This is a genomic window from Streptomyces sp. NBC_00316, from assembly GCF_036158715.1.
GTDB lineage: Bacteria > Actinomycetota > Actinomycetes > Streptomycetales > Streptomycetaceae > Streptomyces.
The window spans coordinates 1,638,764-1,656,844 of record NZ_CP108023.1 but is presented as its reverse complement, the minus strand read 5'-3'; the positions used below and the strand labels follow the sequence as shown (position 1 = coordinate 1,656,844).

The window sequence follows — 18,081 nt, the reverse complement described above, 5'->3', positions numbered from 1 at the left end:
GATGCCACCGTGCCCGGCGCCGGGAGATCTCAGTCCGTGAGCCCCAGCGCCCCCGCCGCCCGGATCGCCAGCCAGACCTCGGCCAGCGCCCCCGTCGACGCGAGATCGCGACCGGTCAGTTCGCCGAACCGCCGGAGCCGGTACCCGAGGGTGTTCGGATGGATGTGGAGCGCGGTCGCCGCCGTCTCCGTGCGGCGGTCGCGCTCCATCCACGTGCGGGTGGAGACCAGCAGCTGCGAGTCGTGCGCCTTGTCGTAGCGCAGCACCTCGCCGAGGACATGCTCGACCAGGGCGGCCAGCACCGCCGGGTCGTCGGGCATCCAGCGGCCCATCGAATCGTCCCCGTAACGGATCACCGGGCGGCCCGACTCGACGGCCTTCGAGACCGCCCAGAGCGCCTCGCGCTGCGCCACCCGCAGTGCGGCACCCGGCAGGAACGGGCGGCTCATCCCCGCCGCCACGTCCGGCAGTCCACCGATCTCGGCGGCCAGCTGCGGCGCCCCCAGGACATAGCGGTCCTCGCCCCGGGTGAGCAGCAGATGCGGATGGTCCTGGAGACAGCGCAGCAGCGCCTCGTCCGTGGTCCGCCGGACCACGATCAGCACGGTGTCGCCCTCGATCGCATGCCGGGCGAGCCTGCGCCGCGCCGCCTCCGGGTCGAGGACCTCCTGGAGCAGCTCGGCCAGGGTCTCCGCACCCTCACGGCGCAGGGTCTCGCGCTCGGTGCGCACCATCGCCACCCGCAGCGCCGCCACCGTGGCGATGTGCTGGACGACCGCGAGCCCGGCCGGCTGGGCGCCCTCCCGTTCGTACGCGACGAGGAACCCCGCCGGTCCGCCGGGTGCCGGCACGGGCAGCACGAACCCGCCGGGCACGGTCGGCGGGGCGTCGACGGACGCGGGCAGGACGCCCGGATCGGGCACGGGCACGCCGGGCAGGAGGGGGCGCCCCTGCGGCGTGCAGAGGTAGACGTCGTAACCGGAGAGGCGTTCGAGGCGGCGCAGCAGCGCAGGCGTGTCGAGATCCTCGGCGACCAGCCAGCGCAGCGAACCGAAGACCTGCAGCTGGGCGCCGAGCCGGTGCCGCGCATCCTCCTGGACCGAAGCGGCGACCTCCTGCGACACCGCGATGAACGGGACGGCGAGCGGCACCTCGAGGACCGGGAAGCCCCGCTCCTCGGCGGCCCGGAAGAAGGCGTCGTGCAACGGGGGCATGTGCAGCTGCGCCGATAGGGCCAGCGCGGACACCCCGGCGTCGTCGAGCCGCTCCAGGTACGCCCGCTGCCCGGCGGCGTTCCGCGGGATCGCCAGGCCCGTCGTCATGATCACCTCGGCGCCCAGCAACCAGGGCGTCGGATCGGCCAGTTCGCTCGCGTGAGCCCAGGAGACCGAGCGGCCCAGACCGCGGCTGCCCGCCCTCACGGTGAGCTGGAGCGCGGGGTAGGAGAGAAGATCCTCAACGGTGAGTTTGTCGCTGGCCACAGACATCAGGGTATCTCTTTGTGACATTCACAATTGCCGGAGACGATCCGGGACCACAGACTGAGGGGCCAGTCCCCGCGCATGAACAGTAGGTGGAGCGCCCGTGACCTCCTCGATCACCGAAGTCGAGACCAACGGGGTCGAGCGGATACCGGAAGCGGACCGCACCGCCCGTCCCCTCGACCTCTTCCGGCTCGCCTTCGGCGGCGCCAACACCTTCGCCACCTGTGTGCTCGGTGCGTTCCCGATCCTGTTCGGGCTCTCCTTCTGGCAGGGCCTGGCCGCGACCGTGCTGGGTCTGCTCGTCGGCGCCCTGCTGCTCGCCCCGATGGCGCTCTTCGGCCCGACCAACGGCACCAACAACGCCGTCTCCTCCTCCGCCCACCTGGGCGTGCACGGCAGGATCGTCGGCTCGTTCCTCTCGCTGCTCACCGCGGTCGCGTTCTTCTCGATCTCCGTGTGGTCCTCGGGTGACGCACTGGTCGGCGGAGCCCACCGGCTCGCCGGTCTCCCCGAGTCCGATGCGAGCTACGGCGTCGCCTACGCGATCTTCGCCGGACTGGTGCTCGTCGTCTGCGTCTACGGCTTCCGGTTCATGCTGCTGGTCAACAAGATCGCGGTCATCGCGGCCTCGGCGCTCTTCGTCCTCGGCGCCTTCGCCTTCGCCGGAGACTTCGACCCGGGGTACGCGGGAGCCTTTGCCTCGACCGCCGACCCGCTCTTCTGGCCGGCCTTCATCGGCTCCGCGCTGATCGTCCTGTCCAACCCGGTCTCGTTCGGCGCCTTCCTCGGCGACTGGTCCCGTTACATCCCGACCGCGACGCCGCGCCGCCGGGTCATGGGCGCCGCGTTCCTCGCCCAGGTCGCCACCTTGCTGCCGTTCCTCTTCGGCCTGGCCACCGCCTCGATCATCGCTGCCAAGGCCGCGAAGTACGTCGACCCGGCCGCCCCCAACTACGTCGGCGGACTGCTCGCCATCTCGCCCGGCTGGTACTTCCTGCCGCTCTGCCTGATCGCCCTCATCGGCGGTCTCTCCACCGGCACGACCGCGCTGTACGGCACCGGGCTCGACGTCTCCAGCGTGTTCACGCGCTTCAGCCGGGTCCAGTCGACGTTCTTCATCGGGGCCCTGTCGATCGCCTTCATCTTCGTCGGCCGTTTCGCGCTCAACCTCGCGCAGTCCATCTCCACCTTCGCCACCCTGATCATCACGTGCACGGCCCCGTGGATGATCGTCATGGCCCTCGGCTACTTCACCCGGCGCGGCTGGTACGACGCGGACGCCCTCCAGGTCTTCAACCGCCGCCAGACCGGTGGACGCTACTGGTTCAACCACGGCTGGAACTGGCGCGGAATGTCCACCTGGGTCGTCTCCGCCGTCGTGGCGCTCCTCTTCACCAACCTGCCCGGCCAGTTCGTCGGCCCGCTCGGCAATCTCGCGAACGGCGCGGACATCTCCCTGCCGGTCGGCCTCGCCCTGGCAGCCGTGCTCTACCTCACCCTGCTCACCGTGTTCCCGGAGCCGCGCGGGGTGTACGGGCCGGCCGGACCCCGGTTCGTCCGGGCGTCGGACACCGAGGTCCCGCCGATCACCGGCGGTACGGAGGAGCCCCGCGCCGCCGAACCCGCCGCCGCTCACTGAGCGCCCGCCCCGCCCGTAACCAGGAGCCCCCCATGAGCACACCCGAGAGCACCCCCGTCCAGGAGATCCAGGCCGTCGCCGACGCGCTCGTCGCCGCCTTCGCCGAAGGGCGCCTCGACGACTACTTCGGTGCCTTCGCCCCGGACGCCACCTTCGTCTTCCACTCCACTCCGCAGCGGCTCGCCTCCACGGCCGAGTACCGCGCGCTGTGGCAGCAGTGGGTGGCCGAGGACGACTTCCGGATCCTGGGCTGCACCTCCACCGGACAGATGGTCCAGCACCTCGGCTCCACCGCCGTCTTCAGTCACGACGTCGAGACCAGGATCGCCACCCGCAGCGGTGAGGAGACCGTTCACGAGCGGGAGACGATCGTCTTCGCCCGCGCCGAGGACGGCAGCTGGCCCGCCGTCCACGAGCACCTGTCCGCCCGCACCACCGCCTGACGAGGCGTTTCGCGGGTGCGGCCGCCCCGACCGGGGGCGCACCCGCGACGCCGACCGACCACGAGAGAGACCGGTTCCATGAGCACCACGTTCCGCAATTACATCGACGGCGTCTTCGCCGACGCCTCGGACGGCCGCACGCTCGATGTCGTGGACCCCAGCACCGGCGACGTCTACGCCACCTCCCCGCTCTCCGGTGCCGCGGACGTCGACGCGGCGATGGCGGCCGCCGCTGCCGCGTTCCCCGTATGGCGCGACACCACCCCCTCCGTACGCCAACTGGCCCTGCTGAAGATCGCCGACGCGATGGAGGCGCGGGCCGACGAGCTCGTCGCCGCGGAGAGCCGGAACACCGGCAAGCCGCTCCACCTCACCCGCAGCGAGGAACTGGCCCCGGCCATCGACCAGGTCCGCTTCTTCGCGGGTGCGGCGCGAATGCTCGAAGGCCGCTCGGCCGGCGAGTACATGGAGGGGATGACCTCGATCATCCGCCGTGAGCCGGTCGGCGTCTGCGCGCAGGTCGCGCCGTGGAACTACCCCCTGCTGATGGCGGTCTGGAAGTTCGCACCCGCGCTCGCCGCGGGCAACGCGGTGGTCCTCAAGCCCTCGGACACCACCCCGGCCTCCACCGTGCTCATCGCCGAGATCATCGGCGGCGTACTCGAGTCCCTGGAGCTGCCCCGCGGCATCTTCAACGTCATCTGCGGCGACCGTGAGACCGGCCGGCTGATGGTCGAGCACCCGACCCCGGCGATGGCGTCCATCACCGGTTCGGTACGCGCCGGCATCCAGGTTGCGCAGAGCGCGGCCAAGGACGTCAAGCGGGTCCACCTGGAGCTCGGCGGCAAGGCCCCGGCCGTCGTCTTCGAGGACGCGGACCTGGAGAAGGCGGTCGAGGACCTGATCGTCGGCGGCTTCTTCAACGCCGGCCAGGACTGCACGGCCGCGACCCGCGTGCTCGTCCACGAGTCGGTCCACGACGAGTTCGTCGCGGCGCTCGCCAAGGCGGCCGCCGGCACGAAGACCGGACAGCCGGACGACGAGGACGTGCTGTACGGCCCGCTCAACAACGCGGGTCAGCTCGCGCAGGTCAGCGGCTTCATCGACAGGCTCCCGGAGCACGCCAGGGTCGAGGCGGGCGGCCACCGGGTCGGCGACAAGGGCTACTTCTACGCCCCGACCGTCGTCTCCGGCCTGCGCCAGGACGACGAGATCATCCAGAACGAGGTCTTCGGCCCTGTCATGACCGTCCAGTCGTTCACGGACGAGACACAGGCGGTCGCGTACGCCAACGGCGTCGACTACGCCCTGGCCTCCTCGGTGTGGACCAAGGACCACGCCCGCGCGATGCGGATGTCCAAGAACCTCGACTTCGGCTGCGTGTGGATCAACACCCACATGGCGCTCGTCGCAGAGATGCCCCACGGCGGATTCAAGAAGTCCGGCTACGGCAAGGACCTCTCCGCGTACGGCTTCGAGGACTACACGCGCATCAAGCACGTCATGACGTCGCTCTGATCCCGCGCCGCTCTGCCGCCCCCGCCCCGGCCTCACCCCCCGGCGCGGGGGCGGGCGCGCACTCCCGCCCGTACACCTCCCGTCCTGACATGCGCCTTTTTGTGCGGGAGTCGGAGGGGTAGGGTCGCCCGTACGCCTAGCACGGGGGGAACGCCCATGGGGGACGTACGGGACGTACGGGTGGCGGCCATCGCCAGTCTCACACCGCTCGAGGAACTCGACGTCGACCCGTTCCTCGTGGACACCCGCAGCCAGCAGGCCATGTGCGCCCAGTGGGCCGCCGACAAGGGCTACGTCGTGACACGGCAGCTGCGGCTCTACGGACTGCGACCGGATCACCACGCTCTGTGGGCGGATGTCGACGGCGGCGACGTCGAGCTGTTCGTGGCCCCCAACGACCGCGTGCTGGCCCGGGCGCTGACCTCGGTACCGCAGTTCGCCGCGGAGTGCGAGCGGCGCGGCGTACGGCTGGAGCTCGCCGGCCTCGACGAACCCACGTACAGCGCCCGCACAAAGGCGAGCGTGCACCGCAGGCTCTCCATGCCGACCGCCGGATACGACGGCTGCTGACCGTTGCCACCCTCGCCTCCACCCCGTACGAGACGCCTGTGAAACGCTGGAACCGGGGCCGACAGCGGCAGGGCCCGGACGGATGAGGTGGGAACGGCGTGAGTGACGGGCGATGGCGAACGGCCGGCAGCGCTCTGATGCGAGTGATCGCGGTGTGGGCCGTCTCGACCCTCACCCTGCTGGCGCTCGCCGGGATTCTGCCCGACTTCCAGCTCCAGTCGGACAACGGCGACAGCATCACCAAGATCGCGTTCACGGCGGCCTGGGGCGCCGGAGCGTTCGGTCTGCTCTCCGCACTGGTCTGGCCCGTTCTCGTACGGGCCCTGCTCATCGTGCCCGCCCTCGTCCTCGGGATGCTGGTCTTCTTCCTCAACGGCTCGCTGCTGCTCGTCGCCCTGCGGCTCATTCCGGACGGGCGCGGCGACGCCAACCCCGAGACCGCGGTCGTCGTCGCCGCCGTGATGTCCGCCGTGGCCTCCGCGACCTCCACCGCTCTCGCCGTCCGCGACGACAACGCCTACCGCCGCAGACTCTCGCGCCTTGCCGACCGGCGCCGCCGCCGCAGCGGCACCGTCCGGGGCGCGGACGGCGGCGGCAGCGGACCGCCCGGAACGGTCTTCATCCAGCTCGACGGCGTCGGCCACGACGTCCTCGCCCAGGCCGCCGCCGACGGTGTGATGCCCACGGTCGCCCACTGGCTCGAGGACGGGCCGGGTCACCGGCTCATGCCCTGGCGCACCGACTGGTCCAGCCAGACCGGTGCCAGCCAGCTCGGCATCCTGCACGGGAGCACCTTCGACGTCCCCGCCTTCCGCTGGTACGAGAAGGAGACCGGGGACGTCATGGTGTCCAACAGACCCGCGAGCGCCCTCGAACTGCAGCGGCGCGCCATCGTCCGCACGCGTGACGGGGGGCTGCTGACCCTCGACGGCGCCAGCCGCGGCAACCTCTTCAGCGGCGGTGCCGACCAGCTCGCCCTCGTGCTGTCGATGGCCGCCCGGCGTGGCAAGGGACGCCGCTCCCGGGCCGGATACTTCGCGTACTTCTCCGACCCGGCCAACTCCGTCCGTACCGCCCTGTCGTTCGTCGCCGAGGTCGTCCGGGAGATCGTCCAGTCGACCCGGGCGCGGCTGCGCAAGGACACGCCCCGGATCAAGCGCGGCGGGCTCTACCCCTTCATCCGGGCCTTCGCGACCGTCGTCGAACGCGATGTGGTGGTGTCCGCGGTCATCGGCGACATGTTCGCCGGACGCACCGCGGTCTACGCCGATCTGGTCGCCTACGACGAGGTGGCGCACCACTCCGGGCCGCACAGCCGTGACGCGGCCAAGGTCCTCGCCCGTCTGGACCGCTCGCTCGCCCTGATCGTCAAGATCGCCGAACACACCCCGCGCCCCTACCGGATCGTGCTGCTCTCCGACCACGGACAGAGCCCCGGGGAGACCTTCGCGGGAGCGTACGGGCTGACGCTCAAGGACCTGGTGCGAGCGGGCTGCGGGCTGCCCGTGCCGCGCCGGGCGCAGCGTACGAAGAGCGCCTCGGAGGCGCGTGACGCGGTTCGGATCGCTCTGCACCGGCCCGTCGGGGCGGGCGGGACGGAAGCGGCCGGGACACCGTCCGACCCGATAGTCCTGGCCTCCGGCAACCTCGGCCTGATCTCCTTCCCCGACATCGAAGGACGCGCGGCGCGCGAACAGCTCGACCGCCGCCATCCCGCACTGCTCGGCACCCTCGCCGACCACCCCGGCATCGGCTTTCTGCTGGTCCGCAGCGAGCGGCACGGATCGGTCGTGCTGGGGCGCGGCGGCGCCGAGATACCGGTGGCGGAACTGAAGGACGGGGAGGGCCCGCTGGCCCCGTTCGGCCCGGGCGCGGCGGCCGCGGTGCGCCGCACCGACACGTTCCCGCATGTCGCCGATGTGATGGTGAACTCGATGTACGACCCGGAGACGGGCTGTGTGCATGCGTTCGAGGAACAGATCGGCTCGCACGGCGGACTCGGCGGCCGGCAGTCGCGGCCGTTCCTGCTCTGGCCCCGCTCCATGTCGGATCCGGTGGCCTCCCACGCATCGGCGGAACCGGACGCGGAGCTGGTGGGTGCCGAGCAGGTGCACGAGGTGCTGCGCAGGTGGCTGCGGGAGTGCTCCGGACCACAGGTGCCACTGACCGCCATCAGCGGGGCGGACAGCACAGGCGAGGAGGACGGGACCGTCCAGGCAGCCGGCTGAGGGGCGTTGTCAGTGGTGGGCGGCAGGATGGGGGCATGACGAACTCAGCTGTTGTGCTCGCCGATGCCGCCGCCTACGCCGCCGCGGTCGAAGAAGCCTCGGCGGCCGCCGCCGCGTACTACGCCACCGGCGAGAGCACGCTCGACGACGACGCGTACGACCGGCTGGTGCGCGGGATCGCTGCGTACGAGGAGACGCATCCGCAGGACGTGCTGGCCGCCTCACCCACCGGCAAGGTCGCCGGCGGCGCAGCGGTCGGGGACGTGCCGCACACGGTGCCGATGCTCTCGCTGGACAATGTGTTCTCCGCCGAGCAGTTCGCCACCTGGACGGCCTCCCTGGAGCGCCGGATCGGCAGACCCGTGGCCGCCTGGAGCGTGGAGCCGAAGCTCGACGGGCTCGCGGTCGCCGCACGCTACCGGTCGGGCCGGCTGGAGCGACTGATCACCCGGGGCGACGGCACCGCGGGAGAGGACGTGTCGCATGCCATCGGCACCGTCGCGGGGCTCCCGGAGCAGCTCGGCGAGCCGGTGACGATCGAGATACGCGGCGAGATCCTGATGACGAACGAGCAGTTCGAACAGGCCAACACGGTGCGCACCGAGCACGGCGGCGCCCCCTTCGCCAATCCGAGGAACGGCGCGGCGGGCACCCTCCGCGCCAAGGACCGTCCGTACACGGTCGAGATGACGTTCTTCGCCTACGGTGCCCTGCCGCTGCCCGACTCCGGCGCGCTGACCGCCACCCTGGCCGAACTCCCGCACAGCGAGGTCCTGGAGTACGTCGCCGGGATCGGCGTGCACACGGCGGCGGACACGGACGTCGCCCCGCGCACGGTCACCACCGTCGAGGAGGTGCAGGCCCGGGTCGAGGATGTCGCCGCGCTGCGCGCCTCGTTGCCGTTCGGCATCGACGGCATCGTGATCAAGGCGGATCTCGCCGCCGACCAGCGCGAGGCCGGTTCGGGCACCCGGGCGCCCCGCTGGGCCATCGCGTACAAGCTCCCGGCCGTCGAGAAGGTCACCCGGCTGCTGGGCGTCGAGTGGAATGTCGGCAGGACGGGCATCATCGCGCCGCGCGCCGTGCTGGAGCCGGTCGAGATCGACGGATCGACCGTCAGCTACGCCACGCTGCACAACCCGGCGGACATCACCCGCCGCGATCTCCGGCTCGGCGACCGGGTGATGGTCTACAAGGCGGGCGACATCATCCCCCGCATCGAAGCGCCCGTCGCCCATCTGCGCACCGGCGACGAGAAGCCCATCGTCTTCCCCGAGGCCTGCCCGCAGTGCGGTTCCGAGATCGACACGAGTGAGCAGCGCTGGCGTTGTGTCCGGGGTCGTAACTGCCGGCTGGTGGCCTCCATCTCGTACGCGGCGGGCCGCGACCAGCTCGACATCGAAGGGCTCGGCGCGACCCGGGTCGTCCAGCTGGTCGATGCCGGACTGGTCGCCGACTTCGCCGACCTCTTCACGCTCGAACGCGAGCAACTGCTCGGCCTGGAGCGGATGGGCGAGACCAGCACCGACAATCTGCTGGCCGCCATCGAGACGGCACGCGCCCAGCCGCTCTCCCGGGTCTTCTGCGCGCTGGGGGTACGAGGCACCGGGCGCTCCATGTCACGGCGGATCGCCCGCTACTTCGCGACCATGGACCGGATCCGGGCCGCCGACGCAGACGCGCTCCAGCAGGTGGACGGCATCGGCAAGGAGAAGGCCGCCGCAGTGGTCGCGGAGCTGGAGGAACTCGCGCCGCTGATCGAGAAGCTGGTCGCCGCCCGGGTCAACATGGCCGAGCCCGGTGCGACGCCGCCGCCGGAGCCCGGCGAGGAGGGTACGGATGCCGATGCCGCTGCCGCCGCGGACAGTGGGGTGACGGCCGGACAACCGCTGGAGGGGATGACGGTGGTGGTCACCGGAGCCATGACCGGAGCACTGGAGAAGCTTTCGCGGAACCAGATGAACGAGCTGATCGAGCGGGCGGGCGGGAAGTCCTCGTCGAGCGTCTCCAAGCGCACCGCGCTGCTGGTCGCGGGGGAGAAGGCCGGGTCCAAGCGGGCCAAGGCGGAGGATCTCGGGGTACGGATCGCCGCACCGGACGAGTTCGCCGAACTGATCGCCGACTTCCTGCCGTCGGAGGTGTGACAGGGGGGCCGCCGACGGTTGGGCGCGGGCCGACCGACCGGGGAGCGGAGGATGGCGGCAAGGGCCGGAGCGCCTCCGGTCGGCGACGCGCATGGTGGTGGTCATGTGTTCCGAGCCCCGGTCGCGGCAGAATCCTGACCACACCCCCAGTGATCGGAGCGTGCCCATGCCTGTCGTGCTGCGTGAGGCATGGGCCACCCTCGTACCGGACATGACCGACCGGCACGGGCCGTTGCCGCCCATGATGCTCGCCCTGACCGTCGTCACCGGACTGGTCGACGCGGTGAGCTTTCTGCAGCTCGGCCGGGTCTTCGTCGCCAACATGACCGGCAATGTGGTCTTCTCCGGCTTCGCGGTGGCCGGAGCCCCGGGCTTCTCGGTCACCGCCTCGCTCGTGGCGCTCGTCTCGTTCATCGCCGGTGCGGTGCTCAGCGGCCTGCTCGTGCACCGCCACGCCCACCGGGGCAAGATGCTCCAGTACGCGCTCCTGGCCGAAACCCTGTGCTTCGCGGCCGCCGTGATCGTCACCCAGACGTCCGGCAGCCCGTACGTCGGCGAGGTCCGCTTCACCCTCATCGTGCTGCTCGCCCTGGGCCTCGGCGTGCAGAACGCAGCCGCGCGTGCGCTCGCGGTCCCCGACCTCATGACCACCGTGCTGACCCTCACCATCACCGGTATCGCCGCCGACAGCCGCCTCGTCGGAGGGACGGGCAGCAAGGCCGGGCGACGGGTGCTCTCCGCCTGCGCCATGCTGCTCGGCGCCGTCGCCGGCACCTTCGCCTTCCTGCACGGACACCCGGCGCTGCCGCTGCTCTTCGCTCTGATCATCCTGGCCGGGGTGACTGCGGCCGCAACCGTACTGGCGCGCGCCGATGCCCCGTGGATCCGCCCGCTCGCCAAGAACTGACACGGCGTCGGGCCCGACGGGGCAGGACCTGACGCCCGGCGATCAGGGTGCGAGTGACCGCAGATACCCGGCGGTTTCCTGATCGGCGGGCAGGAACGTCTCGATCGCCAGCTCGGACACCGTCACATCCATCGGCGTGTTGAACGTCCCGATGGAGGAGACGAAGGACAGCACCCGACCGTCGTGCTCGATCACCAGCGGCAGCGCGAACGACAGCGCCGAAGGCGGCCGCGCCGGCTCGTCCCGACCGCGGGCGCGCTCCCTGGGCAGCGGATAGGCGGCGACCTCCTCGTACAGTTCGCGCAGCTCCGCCGACCGGACCAACGCGATCTGACGCTCCATCTGTGCCAGCAGATCGGCCCGCCACTCGCGCAGATTGCGGATGCGCGGTGCCAGACCCTGCGGATGGAGGGTGAGCCGCATGGCGTTCAGCGGCGGCGCGAGCAGATGCTCCGCCACCCCGTCCAGCAGCATCGCGATACCCCGATTGGCGGCCACCACGGTGTACGTGCCGTCCACGACGAGCGCCGGATACGGGTCGTACCCCTGCAACAGCTGCTCCATGCCGTCGCGCAGCGCGCCCATCGCCGGGTCGTCGAACGCGGTCTCGGCGTAGCGGGGCGCGTAACCGCCCACCACCAGAAGGGCGTTGCGTTCCCGGACCGGGATGTCGAGGTGCTCGGCCAGCCGGAGGATCATCTCCTCGCTGGGGCGGGAACGTCCTGTCTCGATGAACGAGATGTGGCGGGCCGAGGAGTCGGCGCGCAGGGCGAGCTCCAGCTGACTGATCCTGCGCTGCTCCCGCCAGCTGCGCAGTAGTGGCCCTACCCCCGTGTCAGGCGCGACAGTTGTCATACGGAGACCGTAACGTCACCGCCACCGCCCATCACCGACCGACCTCGTGAGGGAGCCGCCCCGTGCCCACCGAACCGCTGTCGCAGAAAGAGATCGAGGACCGGCTGCGCGAGCTGCCCGGCTGGGCGCTGGAGGGAGACCGGATCACCCGCACGTACCGGCTCGCCTCGCACTTCGCCGCCGCCGCGCTGACCGTCCATGTCGCCCAGATCCAGGACGAGCTGAACCATCACTCCGATCTGACACTCGGCTACAACACCGTTGCCCTGGCGGTGCACACGCACGACGCGGGGGGCGTGGTCACCGAGAAGGACATGACGCTGGCGGCGCGGCTGGAGGCGATCGCTCCGGGGCACGGGGCGCACTGACGGAGGGGGACGCCGCGCACAGGAGGAACGGGTGCCCGCGCTCGTCAGGGCGCGGGCCATGACACCGGCCTCGGCAGGAACGTCGCCCGGCACGGCCCGAGTCCCCGTCCCAGCGGTTCGGGGTGCCGCGGCCCGGGTAGGTGTGTGCGCCATGCGGATCACGAAATACACCCACGCCTGTGTACGGCTTGAACACGATGGCCGGGTGCTCGTCATCGATCCCGGGACGTGGAGCGAGCCTGCCGCCCTGACCGGTGCCGACGCGGTGCTGGTGACTCACGAACACGCCGACCACATCGACGTCCTTCGCGTGGCAGCACTCGGTGTGCCGGTCTACGCCCCCGCCGAAGCGGACATTCCACGGCTGGAGGTCACCGGGGTGTCCACCGGTGATACGTTCACCGCCGCCAGCTTCCGCGTACGGGCGGTCGGTGGCCGTCACGCGTTCATCTACGGTGACCAACCGGACTGTGCGAACCTCGGTTACATCGTCGACGAGGCGATCTACCACCCCGGTGACTCGCTGTACGTGCCCGAGCAGCCGATCGAGACGCTCCTGGTCCCGGCCCACGGCTCGTGGATGAAGACGGCGGAGGCGATCGACTTCGTCAGGGCGATCGGACCGCAGCGGGCGTTCGCAATCCACGATGCCCAGATCAACGAGCGCGGTCTCAGCAGCCTCAACGGCTGGCTCGCCGAGGAGACCGACAACGGCTACCGATATCTGAGGCCCGGCGAATCGGTCTGAGGAGATACGCCGGAAGACCCACCACGGGACGATCTTGCGGCGGTGCGGCGGTGCAGCGCCTCAGCACTTCCGCGTGCCGTGGCCGGGCGCAGCGCATCGGGTGGGCCTACGCCGACGCCTCCAGCTCTGCGTACGGAGCCGGAGGCGTTGTGTGTGCGGCGGTCAGGAACGAGGACGGTCGGCCTGCTCGCTCCGCTCCGCGTTCTTCTCCTTGATGCGCACTGCTTCCTTCCGGACCTCGGCCTGGGTGGCGCGTTCCTTCTGCAGCCACTCGGGAAGGTCCTTCTTCAGCGCGTCGATCTGCTCCGTGGTGAGGGCGTCCGTGATTCCGCCCCGGGCCAGACCCGAGATGGAGATGCCGAGCTTCGCCGCGACCACGGGGCGCGGGTGCGGGCCGTTGCGGCGCAGCTCCTGCAGCCACTCGGGCGGATCGGCCTGCAGCGCGTTCAGCTCGCTGCGCGAGACGACACCCTCCTGGAACTCGGCGGGGGTGGCCTCGAGGTACACACCCAGCTTCTTTGCCGCGGTCGCGGGCTTCATCGTCTGGGTGGTCTGGTGCGACGTCATGGTGTCAAGAGTAGCGAGCGTGTGCGATACCTCCGACCACGACCGGTAACCTGGCGGGGTGACAGGCTCCCAGGTACCCCGTTCTTTCCGGCTCGCTTATGTACCGGGCGTGACGCCGACGAAGTGGGTGCGTATCTGGAACGAGCGGCTGCCGGACATCCCGCTGGCCCTCGTCGCGGTGACTCCTGCCGAGGCCGCGGACGTGTTGCGGGCCGGTGGCGCCGACGCGGGTTTCGTGCGGTTGCCGATGGACCGGACGGACCTCAGCGCGATCCCTCTCTACACCGAGACGACGGTGGTCGTGGTCCCGAAGGACCACGTGATCGCGGCGGTCGAGGAGGTGTCCGTGGACGATCTGGGCGACGACATCGTGCTGCATCCCCTCGACGACACCCTCGACTGGGAGCGTCCGCCGGGACAGCCCGCGAACGAGCGCCCCGCCACGACGGCGGATGCCATCGAGCTGGTGGCGGCCGGAGTGGGTCTTCTCGTCGTCCCGCAGTCCCTGGCCCGTCTGCACCATCGCAAGGACCTCACGTACCGGCCGGTCACCGGTGTCCCCGAGTCGCGCGTCGCGCTGTCGTGGCCGGAGGACGCGACCACCGACATGGTGGAGGACTTCATCGGGATCGTCCGCGGCCGCACCGTGAACAGTTCCCGGGGGCGCACCGCCACCGCGGCACAGCCGAAGCAGCGCAAGCGCCCCGACGGGGGCGACGCGCGGCGCAAGCCCGCAGCCGGCAAGTCGACCGGCAGGAGTCCGCGGGGCGGGTCCGCCGGATCCGGCGGCTCCAAGGGCGCCAAGCGCGGCAAGCCCCGCCGTCGGTCGTAGGCCCGGGCCTCGCCCGCATCCAGTCTTCCCCGGCTTTGCCCGTCCGGGATTCGGCCGGTGACCTACAGTCGCACGCATGTTGGACTACAACACGGAAGCGGCTGTCTACGACGCGACCCGCGGCGGCGTGCCCAGGGCCGAATCCGCAGCCCGCGCCGTCCTGGACCTGGTCCCGGAATCCGCCCGCACGCTGCTGGACATCGGTTGCGGTACGGGGCTCGTCGGTGAGCGGATCGTGCTCGCCCGGCCCGGACTGAAGGTGTTCGGTACCGACGCCTCGTACGGCATGGCGAGGTTCGCCCGGCAGCGGATCGGCGCTGTGGCGCTCGCCGACGCGCGGCGGCTGCCGCTGGGTGACGGGGCGGTCGATGCGGTCGCGGCGATCTGGCTGCTGCATCTGCTGCGAGGAGCGGGGGACGTCCGGGCGGTGGTGTCCGAAGCAGCCCGGGTACTGCGGCCCGGCGGGGTGTTCGTCACCACGGTCGACAAGGACGCCGCGCACGACGTGGGCAGCGACATCGACGAGGCGTTCGCCCCGTATCTGAGGCCGAGGCCGTCCGACGGCGAGGAGTTGGTCGTCGCCTACGGGGCGGAGGCAGGGCTCGACGTCATGGGAGAGGCCCGCTTCCTCGGCCACGGCCAGGGGCGGACACCGCAGTCGGCGGCGCGCGGGGTGCGCAAGGGAGACTTCGTCTCGCGCCTGGAGCTGCCGGGAGAGGCGGCCGAACAACTGGCGGGGGCGCTGCTGGGCCTGCCCGACCAGGACCGGCCGCGCCGCGATCCCGAGTACCGGCTGGTGGTGTTCCGGCGCCGGGGATGAGCCGGGCCGGTGATGCACGAGGGGAGCCGCCCGGCGTCACATGGCGCCAACGTGTGTGTGCGGTGCCCCGTGGCGTCTCGTGGCGCCCTGGGGGCTCCGCGGTGCCACGGCAACGGCACCCGTAGGGCTTCCGTAGTGCACGCACGGTCCGCTCGTGACGCCGATGGCGCCGGACCGGCGCAGACACGTCGGTCACCCGCGACCCGGTCTCCGGACCTGGCCTGGTCGGCCACCTGTGGGCACGGTCGGCCCTCAACCGGTGTGCCGCGGGCCGAACCGTACGACCGGCGTCATCCGGCCGGACGCGCCGACAGCGGGGAAAGCCGGGTCGGTACCTGCCGGTTCGGCCCACCCCGCAGCGCCGGCCGGGTCCGTTCAGAACCACCGGAGCGATGGCTGGTTGCCGAATCCGCAACAAAGTTTGCCGGACGTCCGATGCGCAGGGAATCTTGTGCGCATGAACAGCGACGCCGATCACGGACCTCACCACGACACCGCCCGCGGCCCGCACGACCGCGCCGCGCACCGTCACCACCACGACACCGTCGACTTGGACTGGGACGTCATGGCCCCGGTGCTGGAGCAGAACGCCGAGCTCAGCAGCCCCCAGTACCGAGAGGCCGCCCAATGGATCGCGGGTCTGCCGAACGCCCCGCGGGTACGCCGGGTCCTCGACATCGGCAGCGGTCCCGGCGTGGTCACGTGCCTGCTCGCCGAGACGTTCCCCGAGGCCGAAGTCGTCGCCGTCGACGGTACCCCGGCGCTCCTGGAGCGCACCCGGGCCCGCGCCGAACGGCTGGGGCTCGGCGACCGCGTCCGCACCCTGCACGCCGAACTCCCTGACGAGCTGGCAGAGCTGGGGGCCGCGGACATCGTCTGGGCGGGCAACGCGCTGCACCATATGGGGGACCAGCGCGCCGCCCTCGCCGGGTTCGCCGGGCTGCTGCGCCCCGGAGGCACCGTAGCCCTCGTCGAGGGCGGGTTGCAGCCCCGTCAGCTGCCGCGCGACATCGGGATCGGCCGGCCGGGCCTGGAGGCCAGGCTCGATGCGTTGACCGCTGACTGGTTCGAGGAGATGCGGGCGGCCCTGCCGGAGGCCAAGCGGGAGATCGAGGACTGGAGCGCCCTCTTCGCCGCAGTGGGGCTGTCGCCGCAGGGCACCCGCAGTTTCCTCCTCGACCTTCCCGCGCCGCTCCCCGACCGGGCCCGCGACCCGGTGATCGCCGAATTCGCCCGGCGGCGCGAGACGTACTCCGACGTGCTCGCGGACGACGACCTTGCCGTACTCGACCGGCTGCTCGACCCCGACGACCCGGCGGGGCTGCGCCGGCGCCCGGACGTATTCCTGCTCACGGCGCGCACGGTCCACCTGGGCCGGCGCGCCTGACCAGGCAAAGGCGGTCTCTCGTGCAGGTGGCGGCCGCGAGGCCCCAAGGGTGTTCCGGCAGCCGAGAACCGTGGCTGCACACCATGGATCGTTCGAAGGGGGCACAGAGCCCTGTCCGCGGACGTTCGGCAGGCAGGGTTGCGCTGATCACCGGGGCTCCGCACGTCACGGCCCGGGCTGCAGTCCACTCCACGGGGATCAACGGACGGGGATCCACAGCTCCGCGTCCGTCTGTGCCACCCCGGCTCAGCCACGGGTCCCGCACAGGGAGATCTCGAGCCCGGTCACGCCGGCGTCACACCGCGGCAATGCCCGCCATTCCACGATGGCCGGTACAGGGCAAGCGCATCCCACCCTCGCAAGCAAGGGAACCGCCATGGTGAGAAGAATCCGGCAACGAACAGCTCCTCTGATCGGCGCGTCGTGCCTGGTCACGGTGCTCGTCGGCGGGGCAGGCGCGGTGAGCGCCGCGGCAGCGCCGCAGGGCATGGCCACGACCGCGGCGCCGGGCACGCACATCTGCTTCCAGACGGAGCCACCGATCTGTCCCGAGCATCCCTCGGGTATGCAGCCAGGAAATGCGGAGCAGGGGAATACGTCACAGGGGCAGGGCAGGCCGAACAGCCGGCTGGAGCAGCCACAGGGGCCGGGCACGTCAAGCACCCTGCTGCTGGAGCTGGGCCGGGGGCAGAACACGGAGGGCGGGATCCGGATCCGTCCCACGAACCCGCCTCCCGTTCTGACGCCTTCGACGGGGCTGGGCAACTGCAGGTGCGTCACGGCTCCGTGCGTGTGCCCGAACGGCCTGCCGCCGACGCCGTGAGCATGTCTGCGTGACGGCCCGGTGGCGGAATGCAGCGTCCCGGCACGCCGACGCACAGATTGAGGGGGCGCACTCGCCAGGAAAGGGAAGGAGCGCCTGAGCTGCCGCCGAGGTGCGGTTCCCTCGGCGGCGGGCACACGACGACATCCACCGCACCTTGCCGTGTTGCCGGAACCCGGATGACGCCCCGTACGAGGCCGCCCCTCCGCCGTGCGGCACGCCGCACCCGACGCCGCGCGCCGATCCACCAGGGACGACGGGGCAGCCCTCAGACGACCGGTTCCAACTGCCACCACTGGCCGGGGGAGTCGGTGTCCTCCCCCTGCTGGACGTTGGCGCCGTCCGCCGTGCTGCCGTCGGCCACTTCGAGGACGAGGCCGCTGATGAAACTGACCAGGGTCACGGTGCCCGGTGCCTCCAGGTGCTGTTCGATCAGCCATTCCTGGGCGCCGTAGTTGTTGGCTTTCCACTGCTGGACGTTGGCGCCGTTCTCCGTGGAGGCGTTGGCGACGTCCAGTCGTTTGCCGCTGTGGGTGTTGGTCAGGTGGTAGAGGGCGGCGCCCTCGTGCACGGGGGAGAGCTGCCAGTGCTGGGCGCCCGCCGCGCCGTCCTCCTTCTCGCTGCCCTGCTGCACATTCGCGCCACTGCCCCTGGCGGAGCCGTGGACCTCCAGCAGCAGCCCGCTGCCGACATTGCGCAGCCGGTACGGACCGGCTGCGACGACGGGCGCGGTCTCGCCGCTCATGTG

16 protein-coding genes are annotated in these 18,081 nt (G+C 71.3%); 12 read left to right on the top strand and 4 right to left on the bottom strand.

What is annotated here, in order from left to right:
• Window positions 1-29: 29 nt before the first annotated feature.
• Complete coding sequence (locus tag OG878_RS07345; RefSeq protein WP_328886016.1) at window positions 30-1,487, bottom strand: PucR family transcriptional regulator; 1,458 nt, start codon at window positions 1,485-1,487, stop codon at window positions 30-32.
• A 97-nt stretch (window positions 1,488-1,584) separates the two neighbouring features.
• Here OG878_RS07345 and OG878_RS07340 point away from each other — a divergent pair, with 97 nt between their 5' ends.
• The 7 genes from OG878_RS07340 to OG878_RS07310 all read left to right on the top strand — a co-directional run bounded on the left by OG878_RS07340 (window position 1,585) and on the right by OG878_RS07310 (window position 10,933).
• Window positions 1,585-3,123, top strand: a complete 1,539-nt coding sequence (locus tag OG878_RS07340) for a purine-cytosine permease family protein (RefSeq protein ID WP_328886015.1) — start codon at window positions 1,585-1,587, stop codon at window positions 3,121-3,123.
• Between the two features lie 32 nt (window positions 3,124-3,155).
• A complete protein-coding gene (locus OG878_RS07335) occupies window positions 3,156-3,566 on the top strand; it encodes a YybH family protein (RefSeq protein WP_328886014.1) in 411 nt (136 codons plus the stop codon).
• Window positions 3,567-3,644: 78 nt separating this feature from the next.
• Window positions 3,645-5,084 carry a gamma-aminobutyraldehyde dehydrogenase gene (locus OG878_RS07330; RefSeq protein WP_328886013.1) on the top strand — a complete coding sequence of 480 codons (1,440 nt, stop codon included), beginning with the start codon at window positions 3,645-3,647 and terminating at the stop codon, window positions 5,082-5,084.
• 156 nt (window positions 5,085-5,240) lie between these two features.
• Entirely contained in the window at window positions 5,241-5,654 is a 414-nt protein-coding gene (locus OG878_RS07325; protein ID WP_328886012.1) for a hypothetical protein, read from the top strand.
• 98 nt (window positions 5,655-5,752) lie between these two features.
• Window positions 5,753-7,882, top strand: a complete 2,130-nt coding sequence (locus tag OG878_RS07320) for a phage holin family protein (protein WP_328886011.1) — start codon at window positions 5,753-5,755, stop codon at window positions 7,880-7,882.
• 35 nt (window positions 7,883-7,917) lie between these two features.
• On the top strand, window positions 7,918-10,026 hold the full coding sequence (ligA, locus tag OG878_RS07315; RefSeq protein ID WP_328886010.1) for an NAD-dependent DNA ligase LigA: 2,109 nt from the start codon (window positions 7,918-7,920) through the stop codon (window positions 10,024-10,026).
• A gap of 166 nt (window positions 10,027-10,192) precedes the next feature.
• A complete protein-coding gene (locus tag OG878_RS07310; RefSeq protein WP_328886009.1) occupies window positions 10,193-10,933 on the top strand; it encodes a YoaK family protein in 741 nt (246 codons plus the stop codon).
• Between the two features lie 42 nt (window positions 10,934-10,975).
• On the opposite strand, the gene OG878_RS07305 is transcribed toward OG878_RS07310, so the two are convergent.
• A complete protein-coding gene (locus tag OG878_RS07305; protein WP_328886008.1) occupies window positions 10,976-11,788 on the bottom strand; it encodes a helix-turn-helix domain-containing protein in 813 nt (270 codons plus the stop codon).
• Between the two features lie 62 nt (window positions 11,789-11,850).
• Here OG878_RS07305 and OG878_RS07300 point away from each other — a divergent pair, with 62 nt between their 5' ends.
• Both OG878_RS07300 and OG878_RS07295 read left to right on the top strand, forming a co-directional pair.
• Complete coding sequence (locus tag OG878_RS07300; RefSeq protein ID WP_328886007.1) at window positions 11,851-12,156, top strand: 4a-hydroxytetrahydrobiopterin dehydratase; 306 nt, start codon at window positions 11,851-11,853, stop codon at window positions 12,154-12,156.
• A 151-nt stretch (window positions 12,157-12,307) separates the two neighbouring features.
• Complete coding sequence (locus OG878_RS07295) at window positions 12,308-12,904, top strand: MBL fold metallo-hydrolase (RefSeq protein ID WP_328886006.1); 597 nt, start codon at window positions 12,308-12,310, stop codon at window positions 12,902-12,904.
• A 162-nt stretch (window positions 12,905-13,066) separates the two neighbouring features.
• Here the strand turns inward: OG878_RS07295 and OG878_RS07290 are convergent, their stop codons facing one another.
• A complete protein-coding gene (locus OG878_RS07290) occupies window positions 13,067-13,471 on the bottom strand; it encodes a DUF5997 family protein (RefSeq protein ID WP_277324480.1) in 405 nt (134 codons plus the stop codon).
• A 58-nt stretch (window positions 13,472-13,529) separates the two neighbouring features.
• Here OG878_RS07290 and OG878_RS07285 point away from each other — a divergent pair, with 58 nt between their 5' ends.
• From OG878_RS07285 to OG878_RS07275, 3 genes are all read left to right on the top strand, one after another.
• The gene (locus tag OG878_RS07285; protein ID WP_328886005.1) at window positions 13,530-14,303 is read left to right on the top strand and encodes a LysR family substrate-binding domain-containing protein; all 774 of its coding nucleotides are present in this window, start codon (window positions 13,530-13,532) and stop codon (window positions 14,301-14,303) included.
• A 76-nt stretch (window positions 14,304-14,379) separates the two neighbouring features.
• The gene (locus OG878_RS07280; protein WP_328886004.1) at window positions 14,380-15,123 is read left to right on the top strand and encodes a class I SAM-dependent methyltransferase; all 744 of its coding nucleotides are present in this window, start codon (window positions 14,380-14,382) and stop codon (window positions 15,121-15,123) included.
• A gap of 457 nt (window positions 15,124-15,580) precedes the next feature.
• Window positions 15,581-16,510 carry a class I SAM-dependent methyltransferase gene (locus OG878_RS07275; protein WP_328886003.1) on the top strand — a complete coding sequence of 310 codons (930 nt, stop codon included), beginning with the start codon at window positions 15,581-15,583 and terminating at the stop codon, window positions 16,508-16,510.
• A 1,091-nt stretch (window positions 16,511-17,601) separates the two neighbouring features.
• Here OG878_RS07275 and OG878_RS07270 read toward each other — a convergent pair.
• Entirely contained in the window at window positions 17,602-18,078 is a 477-nt protein-coding gene (locus tag OG878_RS07270; protein WP_328886002.1) for an RICIN domain-containing protein, read from the bottom strand.
• Window positions 18,079-18,081 lie beyond the last annotated feature (3 nt).

Excerpts from the sequence above, each read along its gene's own strand:
- ligA (WP_328886010.1), top strand. The coding sequence starts at position 7,918 with ATGACGAACTCAGCTGTTGTGCTCGCCGATGCCGCCGCCTACGCCGCC.
- OG878_RS07330 (WP_328886013.1), top strand. The coding sequence starts at position 3,645 with ATGAGCACCACGTTCCGCAATTACATCGACGGCGTCTTCGCCGACGCC.
- OG878_RS07280 (WP_328886004.1), top strand. The coding sequence starts at position 14,380 with ATGTTGGACTACAACACGGAAGCGGCTGTCTACGACGCGACCCGCGGC.
- OG878_RS07335 (WP_328886014.1), top strand. The coding sequence starts at position 3,156 with ATGAGCACACCCGAGAGCACCCCCGTCCAGGAGATCCAGGCCGTCGCC.
- OG878_RS07325 (WP_328886012.1), top strand. The coding sequence starts at position 5,241 with ATGGGGGACGTACGGGACGTACGGGTGGCGGCCATCGCCAGTCTCACA.
- OG878_RS07295 (WP_328886006.1), top strand. The coding sequence starts at position 12,308 with ATGCGGATCACGAAATACACCCACGCCTGTGTACGGCTTGAACACGAT.
- OG878_RS07305 (WP_328886008.1), bottom strand. The coding sequence starts at position 11,788 with ATGACAACTGTCGCGCCTGACACGGGGGTAGGGCCACTACTGCGCAGC.
- OG878_RS07270 (WP_328886002.1), bottom strand. The coding sequence starts at position 18,078 with ATGAGCGGCGAGACCGCGCCCGTCGTCGCAGCCGGTCCGTACCGGCTG.
- OG878_RS07310 (WP_328886009.1), top strand. The coding sequence starts at position 10,193 with ATGCCTGTCGTGCTGCGTGAGGCATGGGCCACCCTCGTACCGGACATG.
- OG878_RS07345 (WP_328886016.1), bottom strand. The coding sequence starts at position 1,487 with ATGTCTGTGGCCAGCGACAAACTCACCGTTGAGGATCTTCTCTCCTAC.
- OG878_RS07275 (WP_328886003.1), top strand. The coding sequence starts at position 15,581 with ATGAACAGCGACGCCGATCACGGACCTCACCACGACACCGCCCGCGGC.
- OG878_RS07290 (WP_277324480.1), bottom strand. The coding sequence starts at position 13,471 with ATGACGTCGCACCAGACCACCCAGACGATGAAGCCCGCGACCGCGGCA.